We start from the raw sequence: 14,128 nt of genomic DNA, 5'->3' as shown, positions 1-14,128 counted from the left end.
TCACGCTTCGGCGGGGATGACATTGTGGGGGTGGGGAGAGTTTCTATCTAGAAGCGTTTTGGTGCCCATTCTGGTCACCAAACCGCTTCCTTCATCGTGCTCGGGCGATTTGTCGCGTCAAATCGCCCACGAACAATAACGTCTGGCCTTTGGTGTAGGCAAAGCCTGCACCAAAGCCTTCCAGAAAGGAAAGAAGCGCTACCGGGTCGCCATCCCCCGCCGCAAAATCCCACAAGGTCCCCGCTCTCCACTTCGTTGCAGCTAGGATGACAGCGCATATGGGGGGGTGGCGGGAAAAGCAAAAGGCCCCGGTCGTCTGACCGGGGCCTTGCACGGGAGAGAAAGAAAAAAGCTTAGTCGGCTTTTTTCTTGGCGGGAGCCTTTTTCTTTGGTGCTGGCTTTTCTTCGGCAGCGGCTTCAGCAGGTGCTTCCTCGGCAGGGGCAGCTTCCTTCTTGGCCTTCGCTTTCGCAGGGGCCTTTTTGGCAGGCTTGGCCTCTGCGGCTGGGGCCACTTCATCTTCGCTTTCAAGTTCGGCGCGGGTTACGGTCACGTCTGTAACCTTGGCCATTTGCAACACGAAGTCGACGACCTTTTCTTCATACAAAGGCGCACGCAGGCTTGCGACCGCATTGGGGTTCTTTTGGAAGAACTCATAGACTTGACGCTCTTGGCCGGGATAACGCGAAGCTTCGGCTTGGATGGCGCGGGCCACTTCCTCGTCCTTAACTTCCACGCCATTGACGCGGCCGAGTTCTGCCAAGACGAGGCCCAAGCGCACGCGACGCTCAGCAATCTTGGTATATTCGGCTTTCAGCTCGTCTTCGGACTTGCCTGCATCTTCGGGATCTTCATTGCCGGCGGCCTTATCTTGCGTCACTTGCGCCCAAATGGCTTCAAATTCAGCTGCCAACATTTTGGGTGGCAATTCGAAGCTGTGGGTCGCGTCCAGAGCGTCGAGTAACGAGCGCTTGGCCTTTTGACGCGACAATTGCGCCAATTGATCTTCGATATTCTTCTTGATCGCGTCCTTCAGGGTCGCAAGGTCCGACAGGCCGATGTTTTTGGCCAAGTCATCGTCAATCTTGGTCTCAACTGGCTTTTTGACTTCAACCACGGTGACGTCGAAGGTTGCAGCTTTTCCGGCCAAAGTGGCGACGCCATATTCAACTGGGAAGGTTACGTTCAAGACCTTCTCATCGCCCGCTTTCACGCCAACCAATTGCTCTTCAAAGCCTGGAATATAGGTGTTAGAGCCCAGAACAACGGTAGAGCCATCGGCCTTGCCGCCATCAAACTCAACGCCATCAATCTTGCCAACGAAGTTACAGACAACCGCATCGCCATTGGCGGCCTTGCCCTTTTTCACTTCAAAGGATTGCGACTGTTTGGCAATCTCGGCCAAGGCTTCGTCGATTTCCGCTTCGGTGGCTTCGGCGACCGGGCGGGTGACCGACAGGCTTTGCAGATCGGCTGGGGTGAAGTCTGGCATGATGTCGAGTTCGACGTCGAAAGTCAGGTCGGCTTTGCCGTCCATCACATCCGCCAGATTGCCCAAATTCTTCACATCTGGCTGGCTAGCGGCGCGGATGCCATTAGAAGAAACCGTGCCTTCAATGCCTTCTTGCACCAGTTCATTCAACAATTCACCCAGAATGGACTTGCCATACATGCGCTTCACATGAACGACGGGGACTTTGCCTTTGCGGAAGCCCTTGATGTTCAATTGAGGGGCCAATTCTGCGATCTTGGCATCGGTGCGCGTGGCAATCAGGCTGGCGGCAAAGGTGACGCCATAGACGCGGCTGAGGCCTTCTGCAGATTTTTCGACGATTTGCATGATGATGTCCTAAAAAGGAAGCGGATTACGCGGGTTGATGGAATAGCGCTGGGGCCTAAGCCCGCAAGGTGCGCGCCTATGCCACGATGTGGCGCAGATGTCTATGCCGCGCACAGACAATTGGTTTGGCAAGAAGCCCTGCCCCGACACCTAGGCGCTGAGTGCCAGCCTTATAAGAATCCGAGCTTTGTAGAGGCAAACCGGTTCAGATTTGGGAATATCGTCGGCAAAATTGCATCGGGGACCCCGAGCCAGCTGGCAAGGGTCGCGCAATATTGTTGGTTTGCGATGGTGGGTATGGAAATCGGCGGACCATTCGTTGCGAGAAAGCCGGGTCCTGCGGGGTTCACATCCACCAAATTGCCATAGATGTCGCCACCCTTAACCGCGCCCCCCATCACAAAGCTCACCCCACCCCAGCCATGATCTGTCCCATCGCCATTGGACTTTAAGGATCGGCCAAACTCGCTGGTGGTGAACAAGGTCACATTATTCTCCAGTCCCATCGATGTCAGCGCGGCATAAAAATAGCCCAGCGCGGCATCAAGCCTCAAGAAATTGCGCTTCTCCAAGTCATTGGCCATATTCCCATGCGTGTCGAAATTGCGCATATTGATAAAGAACACCTGCCTATTCACATTCAACGTCGCCCGCGACGCGATGCAGCGCACCACCGTACGCAGGGCAGCGGCTACATCATTGTCCCGCCAAGCAACAGCATAATTGGGCAAGGTCGTGTCAGTTGGAATCGGGGCGAGCGATTGGGTTGCGGCAAATGCCTCCCCTAAACGACGATAGGAGCTCATCACGCGTTGGTTGACCTCCAGATAATCCTTGTCCAACGCATTGGTCATATCGGCGCGGCGTAGAATGGCGTCTAATTCGGCAGAGGCAACGCTGGATCCAAACAAGGGACCTTCCAAGCCAGAAATATTGGTCGCCCGGCCCCGTGTGTCTGCCTTGATCATCCGAACCAATCGCCCGTCACTGAACGCATTATTCAAATTACCAATGCCGATGGAGGCAAACATCGTGTCTGGGTTTGAAGCCTGAAGCGAATCCATCGCAAGGCCGCCCCAGCCGTAACGTGCACCCTCCAGGCCAAAGGTATGGATGGCGGCATTGCCGTCATTGTGGGACCCGACCGCCCACGGCAATTTCGCGCGGCCCGTTTCGAGATCAGCCCGCGTTACCGGTGCATCAAGATTGCCATGGCCATAAACAACAGCAAGCTTGCCCTGATCATAGAGGTTCTTGGTCTGGGTCAGGACCGGATGAAACGCCACTTGCCGCCCGCCTTGCGATGTTCGGGTTGTCACAGGCGTCAAGGCGCTCAGCTGGGGCATGTTAATGCCAGAGCGTTGCGCCACTATGGCCGCATAATTGGTCTGATCACAGGGGATCAGCGTGTGGTAATGATCCAGCCCACCATCCAAATAGAGGCAAACCAACGCCCGGTAGCTATTGGCTTGCGCATTGGCCGAGGTGGCTGCCATCTGCAAAGCTAAAGGTGAAAACCCACCCAAGAGGGCTGCACCACCCAAGAAACGGCGACGATTGATCTGGACTGCGTCTGACATGTGCATCTTTTGATCTCCCATCTCACTCACCGCTGGACCCGGTATTCTGGACTGAGCAAAGTCAGCATGACGGCGATCTTGATCCGGTTGATCCGATCAGCACTGGTGGTGCCGCTGACGCTCTCAATGGCACGGACCAGATTGGCGCGCAGCGTGGCGGTGTCTGAGCCCGCTGCAAAGCGCAACAAAACCTCATCGGCCAGCACAGTCGGCGTGTCAGCAAATGGCAGCAATTCGCCATAATCAAAGGTGTTCTGACGACGCGCCCCACCCGAACACCCCGTTCCACCCCGATCAAGCGTCTGCTTGACATAGGTCGCCCAGTCCATGACCGCGACCGTGTCGGTGATCTGCATTTCGGGGACAACCAGATTGCGGCGGGCAGCCTCGCCCGAGGCTGGGGAGAAACCGGGCCGATAATAGTTGAACACGCTTGGTGCCGCATAGGGCCGCTCAAGTTCAGAAATCACCCCGTGATAATCTTTGCAGCCGCCAGAGCCTGCCCACACATTGCCTTTGCCGTCACTAGCTCGCAACACACGGCTATAATGGACCTGTGCCAACAGGGGCTCGCGAAGCTTTCCGTAGATCGCTTTATCCTGCTGGGAAGGGTCGCGTGCCTCGGGGTCGAGCAAGATTTGCTTCAAGACGGCCTTAAAGTCCCCGCGGACACCATTTCCATTATCAACAAATTTATCGGCAACCCGCCGAACATAGGCAGGACTTGGATTACTGGTTGTGAAACGTTGAATGAGGTTGCGCGCGATAAAGGGTGGCGTATTGGCGTGGTTGGCGAGCGTGTCCAAGGCAATGCCAATGTTTTTGCGACCATAGGCTTGAATGGTAGCCTCGCTATTGGCGGGCAGCTTTGCCACGTCCAAAGCAGCAATGGAAACACCGAGGAAGCTTTTTGCCTTAGTCGATGTCCAGTTCCAGACCGACAACTCGCACGCAATATACTCAGGCTCACCTTGAGCTGGCTTGCCATTATAGCCGATACACGTCCCTTTGCGATCTCCCCCCGTGGCAAGGGCTAAGCCGGTAAAGACAGAAGACAATCCTACAACATCTGCTTGGGTGTATGTTGGGATCCGATTGCCAGCGGAATCAAGCTTTGGCGTACCATCCTGGTTGAGTTCCCACAGACCGATGGAGAAAAGCTGCATGATCTCGCGGGCATAATTCTGGTCTGGCACCGCACCATTGCTGTCGCGGTTCCAGAGATAACTGAGCATATTGCCCATGACTGGACTAAAAGTGACTTTCTCCAACATCGTTCGATACGTGCCGAAGGCATTGTCTGCGGTGAGATCCATCCAGACAGGCAGTGCTGTTCCCCCCATCAGGGTTCCGCCATTGATCACAAATATTTGCGACAACGCCCAAGCCATGCGTAGACGCAATTGGTCTGGCTCACGCGTAACCCGGGTAAACCAAGCCGCACTTTCCCGGTCTGAATTGGGATCAAGATATTCAGCGCGATTGGAATTGACGCCATCTTCCAGATACCAATTCCTAAAGGTCCGGCCCCTCGGCATCGCGAATTGCTCATCAATCCAAGCAGAATAGCCGATGGACATGACACGATCGATATCCGCCCCAGTGGCCCCGAAAGTTGCTTGGTTGAGGAAGCGCGCAGCTTCTACCCGCGTCGCAGGCTTATCTGCATTTGGTCCGGGCGGTGGCGGGAGGGCGGGCGGAGAACCACCAGCGCCGACGCCCTGGCCAGAGGACTGGAGCGAACTGTCCCCTCCTCCACCGCCACACGACGATAGAAGCGCAGCCGCGCAAAGAAAGAGAGCAACACGAGCCTTGGGCAGAAACGATACAAACATGACCCAGCAACCCCATCTGGAGAACCCAGGCCGCAATCTAAAACTGCAATTTGAACAAAGACTCAATGAAGTTAGTAAATGGGAATTCAAGCTCTAAGGTTAAGGAGACCCATGGTAACTCGCTAAGGATTTTTGGAAACGAAAACAAAAGAACCCTATAAACTAGGGGGTATACGATCAATTCCGATATCGTTTTGCCCCCGCAGTTCATGGCACTGAATGGACCGGATGTTTTGTCCCACCCTGAGCAATTTGACTTAAGTTTAAAGCGGGGGGCGATCGGGAATAATAAGGCTGCGTCGCCCGTTTCCCCTCGTACGTGGTGCGGTCGGGGGGAGTCGAACCCCCACGCCTTGCGGCGCTGGAACCTAAATCCAGTGCGTCTGCCAGTTCCGCCACGACCGCGTTCCGATGGCGCTTTTGGGCCAAGCTGGCGCGCGGGTCAACCAAGGGGTGCAGGGCCGGCTGCCCTGCCCGGTCGCTAACTGCGGATCTAAGGTCCAGAGAGCATAGTGCAAACGTGGTAAAGTAAGGCGCTCCTTAGCCAAAACGGTCAAATTTGCTGGGAATTGCCATCAAATTCTGCTTTACTGGGATGCAAGAACCTTGCAGGGCCAGAAAGCAAAATGTCGGACTTTGATGTCGCTTACGATAAAAACGCGGATGTTTTGTATATCTCAACCAAGCTGACCGGGCCGAGCTACACGTCGGAAGGCGAGAATGGCATTGTCTGGAGCCATCAGATCGCCGATGGCCGTTTGGTGAGCATGACGGTGCTGAATTTCAACGCACAGTGGCAAAACCGACTTGCCCTTTTGACCGAGCAACTCACCCAGCAATTATACGCCCCGGGCCCTGTGGGGCCGATGGGCCACGCCGGTTCAGCGAATTAAAGCTGGCCGTAATCGCCTTCGATGCCTAAGAGCGCGCGGCCGGCCAGTTCCAGTGAGCCGGGGGCGACCATGATATGTTGGGTGGCGACATGTGCGTCGCGGAAGCGGCGTTGCAGGGTGCAGCTCTCATAGACAGAAGTGCCGCCGCCCAGATCATGCATCATGCGGGTGATGTCGGCACAGGTGCGCACCGCGTGCGTGGCCGCAATGCGCAGGTTCGCGCGATCTTCCAGCGTCAAGACCCCGGTTCGGCTGGCCCCTTCATAGGCGGTCTCGGCACTATCGAGCAGATAGGTGCGCGCAGCCCGCAACAGGCCCTCGGCCTTGGCGACTTCGACTTGGGTAGAGGCCCGCTCTGCCAAGGGGCGACGGGCACCTGTCGGCACTTTGCCGCCGGCAAGCCCGACTAAATCATCAATCGCGCCACGGGCGTTGCCGAGTGCTACGGCAGCAATCGACATGGCGAGTAGCCCAAACGCCGGGAAGGCATAAAGCGGCCGCTCAATCCGCGCCTTATCGTCGCTCAGCGAGACCGAACGGTCTGCCGGGATCAAGACATCGGTCACCGCCAAATCGCCACTGCCCGTGCCCTTCATGCCCATAGCATGCCAGGTATCGATGAGTTCAACTTGATCGCGCTCAAACCACATCATGCGCGCTTGGGGTGGCCCATCACCCATGGTCAAAGCCCCACCGACAAGCCACGCACAATTGGCGCTGCCAGAGCCCCAATTCCACCGCCCCGTTACGCGGTACTGATCGCCCTCGCGCACCGCCTTGCCCTTGGGTGCAAACACACCGCCTGTAATGATCGTGGGGTCCGCCCAGATTGTGCGCGCATGATGATCTGGCAGATAGGCTGCATTGATCGCCGTGGTCGCACCAATCATGATGCACCACCCGACAGAGCCATGGGCATTGCCCATCACTTCAATGATCTCAATCATCCGCGCAGGCGCAAGTTCCAGCCCGCCATAATCTGTTGGCAGCGCCATGCGGAAAAAGCCTGCATCCGCCAGTGTTCTTGCAAGGTCTGCCGGTAAACGCCGCGCAGAATCAATCTCATCGGCACGTGCGGCGACTGTGGCTTTCAGGGCATGGGCTTGGGCGAGTAGGTCTGTCATGGGCCTACACTGCCTGAATGCACCGCAAGGGACAACTGATGAATGAAACATCTCTGCGAGCAGATTGACAAATTTACCATCTAAAGAATCTTATCTATTGAAATTTATTTTAGATAGCTACACGATTTTGATGCATGTGGAGGAATAAGTCTGAATGAAGGTGTTCATTAGTTGGAGCGGTAGCCGAAGCAAGGACCTAGCTAATGCACTGCATGGCTGGTTACCAATGGTGCTTCAGTACGTAACCCCGTTTGTTTCTGAGAAGGATATTTCGGCTGGGGACCGATGGGCCCAAACGATTGCTGGCGAACTTGAGGCTGCAAACTTCGGAATCATATGCATCACACCAGAAAACAAGAACTCAGAGTGGATTCTGTTTGAAGCAGGTGCACTTTCAAAATCCATTATGGAAGGCAAAGTAATTCCGTTGCTTTTGGGTCTGGAATTGAGTGACTTAAGTGGGCCGCTATCCCAGTTTCAAGCGCAAAAGGTTGAGGAAGGTGGTCTACTCGAAATCGTCAGGGCGATAAATAAGGTTGCCGAAAATCGAGCTAATCCACAAATTGTAGAGCAACTTGTTCCGACGGTTTGGCCGAGACTCAAGGAAGATCTAGACAAAATTCCCGATAAAGTACAACCACATAAACAAAAAAGAAATCAAGACGAAATCCTAGAGGAGCTAGTATCTGGCGTCAGAGGCATTAGCTTAAGGATGCGAGACATTAGTGGCGACGGAAGTGATCGCGAAGGGATGATTAGGCGCAGACGCTCAAGGTTTCACCCATTTGCAGCGAGGGAAATTAGTCTCCTTCTAAACGAAAGTGACGAAGGCCCATTCGTACTTCTCTTTTTCGCAAGTTACTTCAGGGACGAATTGCCTTGGCTCGCAGAATTGATCGCCGAAACCTATCGCGAAACAAGATCAGGGACCATCGATCAGGTTCAAACTAGTTTGGCAAGGCTGAGACACTTATCAAAACAATATGCCTTCCATCCAGCTTTGCGCGAGCTTTATCCGCTATCGAAGGACACGCACTTGGCACTAGAAGAACTTCAAATGTTTCTCGATATCAGAGGTCCGAGTATCATGGAACGAGAAGCGAGACTTTTAAGAAATAGAGCACGACCTCAAGATGAGTGAACTTATGTCCCTTTATTTCGGTACGTAAGTTGATGAGGTAAATACTGCTCGACGCGCTAATCCCCCTCGTCTTCTTCCATCTCATAATTGCCAAAGACGTTTTGGACGTCATCGTCATCTTCTAAGATGTCGATCAGTTTGCGCAGGCTGGTTGCGGCATCGCCCGTCACCTCAATACGGGCATGGGGCCGCCAGACGACATTGGCCGCTTCTGCGTCGCCAAAGCGTTCGGCCAAGGCGGTGGAGACTTCGCTCAAGGTCTCAAACGTACAGGTGATGGTGTGGCCGTCGGCATCGCTTTCCACATCATCGGCCCCAGCCTCGAGGGCGGCTTCCATCATATCGTCTTCGCTGGCGGCAGAGGCAGGATAGAAAATCTCGCCCACGCGATCAAAGCCTGAGATAACCGAATTGGTGGTGCCGAGATTGCCGCCCGCTTTGCTCAGATAGCTGCGGATATTGCCGCCGGTGCGGTTCAAGTTGTCGGTCAAAGTCTCGATGATCAGGCCAATGCCGCCCGGGGCATAGCCCTCATAGCGCACCATCTTATAATCTTCGCCACCTGCCGCCGAAGCTTGGCTGATGGCGCGTTCGATGCGGTCCTTTGGCATGGAGACAGCGCGTGCATTGGTAACAGCCAAACGCAGACGGGGGTTCATGGCAGGGTCTGGTGCACCCAGTTTGGCAGCCGTGGTGATTTCGCGGGCGATCTTGGTAAAGGCTTTGGCGCGCAAGGCGTCTTGGCGCCCTTTACGGTGCATGGTGTTCTTATATTTCGAATGGCCGGCCATGGTCGGGTCTATCTCTTGCGTTGGGTAGGTGGGTTGCGGGCTGCGATGTAGCAGGGTGTGGTGGAAAGTGCCACACGATGGTGCTGTTGGGCGCTTGGCTAGCCATCCACGAGAGGCACGGTTTGCTTAAGCCCGACCCCGACACGTATCGGCTCAGCCCGCAGGGCAAGGCCTGTCTTATCATCCGTCTCAACAAAGATGCCTGACGCCAAGCCCTGGCCTTCGGCAGGCTCATGGCGCTGATAGGGCATGCGAGAAGAGAGCTTGCGTACCGCGATATGCTTATTCATGCCGATCACGCTGTCATAATCGCCACACATGCCAAGCTCTGTCTGAAACGCCGTGCCACCGGGCAAAATGCGCGTATCCGACGTTGGCACATGGGTGTGGGTGCCAAACACAAGGCTGGCCCGCCCATCGAGGAAATGGCCCATGCCCTGCTTCTCGCTGGTGGCTTCACCATGCACTTCTACGATCACCGCATCGGCAACAAGACCCAAGGGGCTTGCGCTCACCTCACGTTCCACCGCGCTGAACGGGCAGTCGAGCGCATCCATGAAGACGCGGCCCATGACGGTCACGACCAGCACATTGCGGCCGCCCATTTGAAACAGATTAGCCCCGCGGCCGGGTGCCAGTGTCAAAGGTGGATAATTGGCCGCCCGTAAGAGGCGCGGCTCGCGGTCAATATAGGCAATCGCCTCGCGCTGGTCCCACGCATGATTGCCAAGGGTCAAGCAATCCGCCCCCGCCTCAAACAATTCATTGGCGATCGATTCAGTCAGGCCAAAGCCGCCAGCAGCATTTTCCGCATTCACACCAACAAAATCGAGGCGCAAGCGCCGCTTTAAGTCCGGCAAGCGCTCGCAAAGCGCCACTCTGCCAGCCCGGCCCACCACATCGCCAAAAAAAGCAAGTCTCATTCTATCCCACTCTATGTTGCGATGGGGTATGCCTTAATCGGCGTGATAATCCAATCCAAGCGCTGATCATGAGGTTCAATCGGAATGTGGTCGATTTCTTGGGCAGCAAAGGCAACGCCCACCGCAAGCACAACACCTTCAGCGCGTAAGCCTTCTAAGGTGCGATCATAATGGCCCTGCCCTTGCCCCAAACGATTTCCCCAGCGGTCAAAGCCCAAAAGGGGGACAAGAACCACATCGGGCCGAACCTGAGGCAGATAAGCTTTGGGCTCCATCACGCCCCACGTGCTTTTTTCAAGCTCGCTTGGATCCTCGGGATCACACAGATGAAACGTCAAGCCAGCCCCCTCTCCGCCCTTTGGCGGCGTGCGCGGCAGACAAAGTTTTGCGCCTTGGGCTGCCAAAGCGCGCATCAATGGACGGGGATCAATTTCGGTTTTGAACGGGATATAGCCCGCAACCACGCGGCCCGGAATGCCTGCAAGCAAGGTAGAAGCTTGTGTCACAAGCCCAGCCCCTGCCTCAAGCTCTTCACTCTGAGCCTTGATACGGGCTGCGATCAGAGCCGATCGAAGTTCAGATTTGACTTCAATCATCGCTGCCAAACCCATAAAAAGGCTGATGAAAAAGAAAAAGGTTGGTGGATCCGCAAGGACCGTGAGAAGGTAACTCGTCCCCGTGCGACCTGGATAACCAGGTGGGTGCCAGATGACAGGAACCACGGTTCCAACCAGCGCCAGCTCCCGACGAGTGAGTTAGGTCGGCGGGACGTAGACTTCCCACGCGAACCACAGAACCACCAAAGGCTTAGGTATGCCTGATGGGGCTAGCTTGCAAGGGCTTGGCCAGTAGAAGTGCGGCCAGACATGTGCGTAATATCGCGAAAAGCCATCGGGGAGAGGGCCATGCAGAAAGAAGATGTCCATGCAAAGCCATTGCCCACAACCACAACCCGCCTTGGGCAATTGACGGTTACGCGCATCGGCACAAAGCGGTTTGACTGGAGTGACCCGTATCATGTGGCTTTGTCGCTCTCATGGCCCAGCTTTTTGGGGGCCGTATTTGTCTATTATATCTCAGTCAATTTGCTGTTTGGCGCGCTCTATTTTGCGTTTCCGGGCAGTGTCGCGAACCTCGCGGCGGGCGATTTCATCAATGCCTTTTTCTTTTCGGTCGAAACCTTTGCCACCGTTGGCTATGGCGCGATGGCCCCGCACAGCTTGATGGGCCATATCTTATCGACGACGCAAATCTTGGTCGGCCTCTTGTCGACAGCTGTCATCACCGGTGTGTTGTTTGTGCGTTTAGCGCGGCCCAATGCGCGCTTTGTGTTTGCCGACAAGGCTGTCGTTTGCCGGTTTGACGGCATTCCAACCTTGATGATCCGCGTGGCCCATGGCCGGTCCAACCTGATCCAAGATGTTACAGCACGGGCCACTTATGTTTGCGAATATATCTCGCCGGAAGGGATATCCACCTATGCCAATCAAGAGCTGAAACTGGTGCGCGACCGCATCCCCGTCTTCGGCCTTAGTTGGACCTTGATGCATGTGATTGATGAGGCAAGCCCATTATGGGGCTTTGACTTTGAAGCCGATGCGCAGGCCCAAATCGGTGCGCGCATCATGATTATGGTTTCAGGGACGGATGATACCCTCACCGCGCCAGTCTTCGCGCTCCACCATTACACCGCAGACCAAATCCAGCTTGGACATCAGTTTGTCGACATGATGGAACGGGTCGGCAATAAGATATCGATGAATCTTAATAATCTCAGCCAAACCCGTCCGCAAACAGAGGGGAAGATGGCGAAAACTTAGCTCTTTGCCGCCAATAGTCGCTCGTTCATCAGGGCCAAAATCTTTTCATTCGCCGCAACGATAGAGCCGGTTTCCATAAAGTCCCCGCCATAGATTTCGGCGCACACGCCACCAGCCTCGCGCACCAGCACAACGCCAGCCGCAATATCCCACAGCTTCAAATCATGTTCCCAGAACCCGTCAAACCGGCCAGCAGCCACCCACGCCAGATCGAGCGAAGCGGCCCCAAAGCGGCGAATACCCGCCACGCGCTGGGTAAATTGATGCAATTCCTTAAACATTTGCGCATGACCGGGCTTGCCCTGAAACGGAATGCCGGTCGCCAGAACGCAATCGCTCAACGTCTTGCGCGCCGCAACCCGCAAACGCTTGTCATTATGGAAAGCCCCGCGCCCGGTTTCGGCCCAATAGAGGTCATCGGTGATTGGGTTATAGACAACGCCAGCCACCAAGCGGCCTTCGCGTTCAAGCGCGATAGAGATGGCCAAATGCGGAATGGCGTGGACGAAATTGGTGGTGCCATCGATGGGATCGACAATCCAGCGATTGGTCTTGTCGGTGCCCTCAACCATGCCGCGCTCTTCACCCAGAAAACCATAGCCGGGGCGCGCTTTGCTCAGCTCTTCAAACAGGATTTTTTCGGTCTTGAGGTCGGCAGCAGTTACGAAATCGGAAGGGCCCTTTTTTGCCAATTGCAGATTTTCAACTTCACCAAAATCTCGGCTGATGGCTTTGCCAGCTTTGCGGGCGGCGGCGATCATCACGGTCAGAAGCGGACTGACTACGCTCATAGGGGGCTCTCTTCACGATATTAAACAGCAGATAAGCGGGGCCTTTACCCCATCAGGGCGCACTTGGATAGGGGGCTTAGTGGTAGGAAAGCCCCTTCAGTCGCTTCGCGACAGCTTCCCCATGAATGGGGAAGCGGCTCCAGCCTCCCGCTTCCCCGCTCGCGGGGAAGCTCCGCCGAAGGCGGTGAAGGGGTGAACAGTCAAAGACTCTAACTAACCCGCGAAATCACCCCACCCGTCGTAGGCCTAGCCACCCCCGTCGTGCCTGGAAAGCTCAAAGGTAGGCCGCGGGCAGAGCGGGCGGCGAGGAGGGCGAAGCATTCGGCCTCAATGGCATCGCCGCGCAGGCCAATTGTGTCAGCATCCACGACGCTAACGCCACATCGGGCAGCGATTTCCGCCATCAATACGGGGTTCTTGCGGCCCCCCCCTGCCACCACCAAGCGCGTGGGCCTTGTAGGCAAAAGGCGCAAACCAAGGTCGAGACTGGCCGCTACCAATGCCGTCAAGGTCGCAGCCCCATCTTCGAGCGACAGACCCCGCACAAGCCCTGCGTCAAAATCATAGCGGTCGAGGGACTTGGGGTATGGGGCGTCAAACCAGGGATTGTCCAAAATCTCCAACAGGCGGCCTTCATGCACGCGCCCAGCTGACGCCAAGCGACCATCCTTATCATAGACGCCCTTGCCATGGGCTTCGACCCATTCATTCAAGGGGCCATTGGCAGGGCCAGTGTCAAAGGCGGCCAAACTATCCCCGCCGTCCCACCACGTGATATTGGCCACACCGCCCAGATTGAGAATGGAAGTATCCCCGTCCAAGCCCGCATGGCGTAAAATGGCCGTATGATAAATCGGAGCCAGAGGTGCCCCCTGCCCGCCCATGGCGACATCATGACTGCGAAAATCCCAGACTGTGTCGATGCCCGTCAAGTCGGCGAGTTTTGCCCCGTCCAGCAATTGCCGCGTCCGCCCGCCTCCACCTATCTGCGGGCGGTGCAGAACGGTCAGGCCATGCCCACCGACAAAGGCAATGTCCTCAGGCTGCATCTTGGCCTTTTCAACAAGTTTCAGAACCGCGCCGGCATAAATGCGTGTGATCAGATCTTCGGCTTCAGCAAAGATCGCAGGCTCTGGCCCCTGAAAGTCCCACGCGCGGGCTTGGGTGATCGCCTCAGCCAAGAGCGCCCGGTCGGCGTCGGAATAAGGAAACAATTCAAACGGCCCAAACTCCGCCACGCTAACCCCGTCGGTACGGATCAGCGCGGTATCGACAAAGCCATCCAATGCGGTGCCCGTCATCAGGCCAATGGCCCAGACGGATTGTTCTGGACCTGAATTTTGGTGACTCTGCATCTAATGGTCTTCCGGGCTTTGAACTTTTGGATCAGAC

General features: G+C 55.8%; 12 protein-coding genes and 1 tRNA gene. 3 read left to right on the top strand and 10 right to left on the bottom strand.

The window, feature by feature from the left end; all coding sequences use genetic code 11:
- Positions 1 to 353 precede the first annotated feature (353 nt).
- The 4 genes from tig to IOB61_RS02100 form a co-directional block, all read right to left on the bottom strand.
- Positions 354 to 1,838: a trigger factor gene (tig, locus tag IOB61_RS02115; RefSeq protein ID WP_290811465.1), complete on the bottom strand. Its 1,485-nt coding sequence runs from the start codon at positions 1,836 to 1,838 to the stop codon at positions 354 to 356.
- Positions 1,839 to 2,008: 170 nt separating this feature from the next.
- Positions 2,009 to 3,418 carry a DUF1501 domain-containing protein gene (locus IOB61_RS02110; protein ID WP_290811462.1) on the bottom strand — a complete coding sequence of 470 codons (1,410 nt, stop codon included), beginning with the start codon at positions 3,416 to 3,418 and terminating at the stop codon, positions 2,009 to 2,011.
- Positions 3,419 to 3,444: 26 nt separating this feature from the next.
- Positions 3,445 to 5,253, bottom strand: coding sequence for a DUF1800 family protein (locus IOB61_RS02105; protein WP_290811459.1), 1,809 nt, complete (start codon positions 5,251 to 5,253; stop codon positions 3,445 to 3,447).
- 320 nt (positions 5,254 to 5,573) lie between these two features.
- A tRNA-Leu gene (locus tag IOB61_RS02100) sits at positions 5,574 to 5,658 on the bottom strand.
- A 221-nt stretch (positions 5,659 to 5,879) separates the two neighbouring features.
- Between IOB61_RS02100 and IOB61_RS02095 the strand changes: the two genes are divergently transcribed.
- Positions 5,880 to 6,146: a DUF2283 domain-containing protein gene (locus IOB61_RS02095; protein WP_290811457.1), complete on the top strand. Its 267-nt coding sequence runs from the start codon at positions 5,880 to 5,882 to the stop codon at positions 6,144 to 6,146.
- On the opposite strand, the gene IOB61_RS02090 is transcribed toward IOB61_RS02095, so the two are convergent.
- A complete protein-coding gene (locus IOB61_RS02090; protein ID WP_290811454.1) occupies positions 6,143 to 7,270 on the bottom strand; it encodes an acyl-CoA dehydrogenase family protein in 1,128 nt (375 codons plus the stop codon). The two genes, IOB61_RS02095 and IOB61_RS02090, sit on opposite strands and share 4 nt — an antisense overlap.
- A 154-nt stretch (positions 7,271 to 7,424) precedes the next feature.
- Between IOB61_RS02090 and IOB61_RS02085 the strand changes: the two genes are divergently transcribed.
- Positions 7,425 to 8,411 (top strand): toll/interleukin-1 receptor domain-containing protein, encoded by a 987-nt coding sequence (locus IOB61_RS02085; protein WP_290811451.1) that lies wholly within the window; start codon positions 7,425 to 7,427, stop codon positions 8,409 to 8,411.
- Positions 8,412 to 8,467: 56 nt separating this feature from the next.
- Here the strand turns inward: IOB61_RS02085 and IOB61_RS02080 are convergent, their stop codons facing one another.
- From IOB61_RS02080 to IOB61_RS02070, 3 genes are all read right to left on the bottom strand, one after another.
- Positions 8,468 to 9,202 carry a YebC/PmpR family DNA-binding transcriptional regulator gene (locus IOB61_RS02080; RefSeq protein WP_290811448.1) on the bottom strand — a complete coding sequence of 245 codons (735 nt, stop codon included), beginning with the start codon at positions 9,200 to 9,202 and terminating at the stop codon, positions 8,468 to 8,470.
- Positions 9,203 to 9,300: 98 nt separating this feature from the next.
- Entirely contained in the window at positions 9,301 to 10,125 is an 825-nt protein-coding gene (locus IOB61_RS02075; protein WP_290811445.1) for a TIGR00282 family metallophosphoesterase, read from the bottom strand.
- 11 nt (positions 10,126 to 10,136) lie between these two features.
- The gene (locus IOB61_RS02070; protein ID WP_290811442.1) at positions 10,137 to 10,721 is read right to left on the bottom strand and encodes a 5-formyltetrahydrofolate cyclo-ligase; all 585 of its coding nucleotides are present in this window, start codon (positions 10,719 to 10,721) and stop codon (positions 10,137 to 10,139) included.
- A 309-nt stretch (positions 10,722 to 11,030) separates the two neighbouring features.
- Between IOB61_RS02070 and IOB61_RS02065 the strand changes: the two genes are divergently transcribed.
- Positions 11,031 to 11,945, top strand: a complete 915-nt coding sequence (locus IOB61_RS02065) for an ion channel (protein ID WP_290811439.1) — start codon at positions 11,031 to 11,033, stop codon at positions 11,943 to 11,945.
- Here the strand turns inward: IOB61_RS02065 and IOB61_RS02060 are convergent.
- Together IOB61_RS02060 and IOB61_RS02055 are read right to left on the bottom strand one after the other, a co-directional pair.
- Positions 11,942 to 12,736 carry an inositol monophosphatase family protein gene (locus IOB61_RS02060; protein ID WP_290811436.1) on the bottom strand — a complete coding sequence of 265 codons (795 nt, stop codon included), beginning with the start codon at positions 12,734 to 12,736 and terminating at the stop codon, positions 11,942 to 11,944. The genes IOB61_RS02065 and IOB61_RS02060 overlap by 4 nt on opposite strands.
- Positions 12,737 to 12,945: 209 nt before the next feature.
- Positions 12,946 to 14,091, bottom strand: coding sequence for an anhydro-N-acetylmuramic acid kinase (locus IOB61_RS02055; protein ID WP_290811433.1), 1,146 nt, complete (start codon positions 14,089 to 14,091; stop codon positions 12,946 to 12,948).
- Positions 14,092 to 14,128: the final 37 nt, after the last annotated feature.

Source organism: Aquidulcibacter sp., assembly GCF_020253525.1.
Lineage (GTDB): Bacteria > Pseudomonadota > Alphaproteobacteria > Caulobacterales > Aquidulcibacteraceae > Aquidulcibacter.
This window is presented reverse-complemented; position numbering and strand designations above follow the sequence as displayed.

Bases quoted from the DNA above. Each gene is read 5' to 3' on its own strand.
- tig (WP_290811465.1), bottom strand. From the start codon at position 1,838: ATGCAAATCGTCGAAAAATCTGCAGAAGGCCTCAGCCGCGTCTATGGC.
- IOB61_RS02110 (WP_290811462.1), bottom strand. From the start codon at position 3,418: ATGTCAGACGCAGTCCAGATCAATCGTCGCCGTTTCTTGGGTGGTGCA.
- IOB61_RS02105 (WP_290811459.1), bottom strand. From the start codon at position 5,253: ATGTTTGTATCGTTTCTGCCCAAGGCTCGTGTTGCTCTCTTTCTTTGC.
- IOB61_RS02095 (WP_290811457.1), top strand. From the start codon at position 5,880: ATGTCGGACTTTGATGTCGCTTACGATAAAAACGCGGATGTTTTGTAT.
- IOB61_RS02090 (WP_290811454.1), bottom strand. From the start codon at position 7,270: ATGACAGACCTACTCGCCCAAGCCCATGCCCTGAAAGCCACAGTCGCC.
- IOB61_RS02085 (WP_290811451.1), top strand. From the start codon at position 7,425: ATGAAGGTGTTCATTAGTTGGAGCGGTAGCCGAAGCAAGGACCTAGCT.
- IOB61_RS02080 (WP_290811448.1), bottom strand. From the start codon at position 9,202: ATGGCCGGCCATTCGAAATATAAGAACACCATGCACCGTAAAGGGCGC.
- IOB61_RS02075 (WP_290811445.1), bottom strand. From the start codon at position 10,125: ATGAGACTTGCTTTTTTTGGCGATGTGGTGGGCCGGGCTGGCAGAGTG.
- IOB61_RS02070 (WP_290811442.1), bottom strand. From the start codon at position 10,721: ATGATTGAAGTCAAATCTGAACTTCGATCGGCTCTGATCGCAGCCCGT.
- IOB61_RS02065 (WP_290811439.1), top strand. From the start codon at position 11,031: ATGCAGAAAGAAGATGTCCATGCAAAGCCATTGCCCACAACCACAACC.
- IOB61_RS02060 (WP_290811436.1), bottom strand. From the start codon at position 12,736: ATGAGCGTAGTCAGTCCGCTTCTGACCGTGATGATCGCCGCCGCCCGC.
- IOB61_RS02055 (WP_290811433.1), bottom strand. From the start codon at position 14,091: ATGCAGAGTCACCAAAATTCAGGTCCAGAACAATCCGTCTGGGCCATT.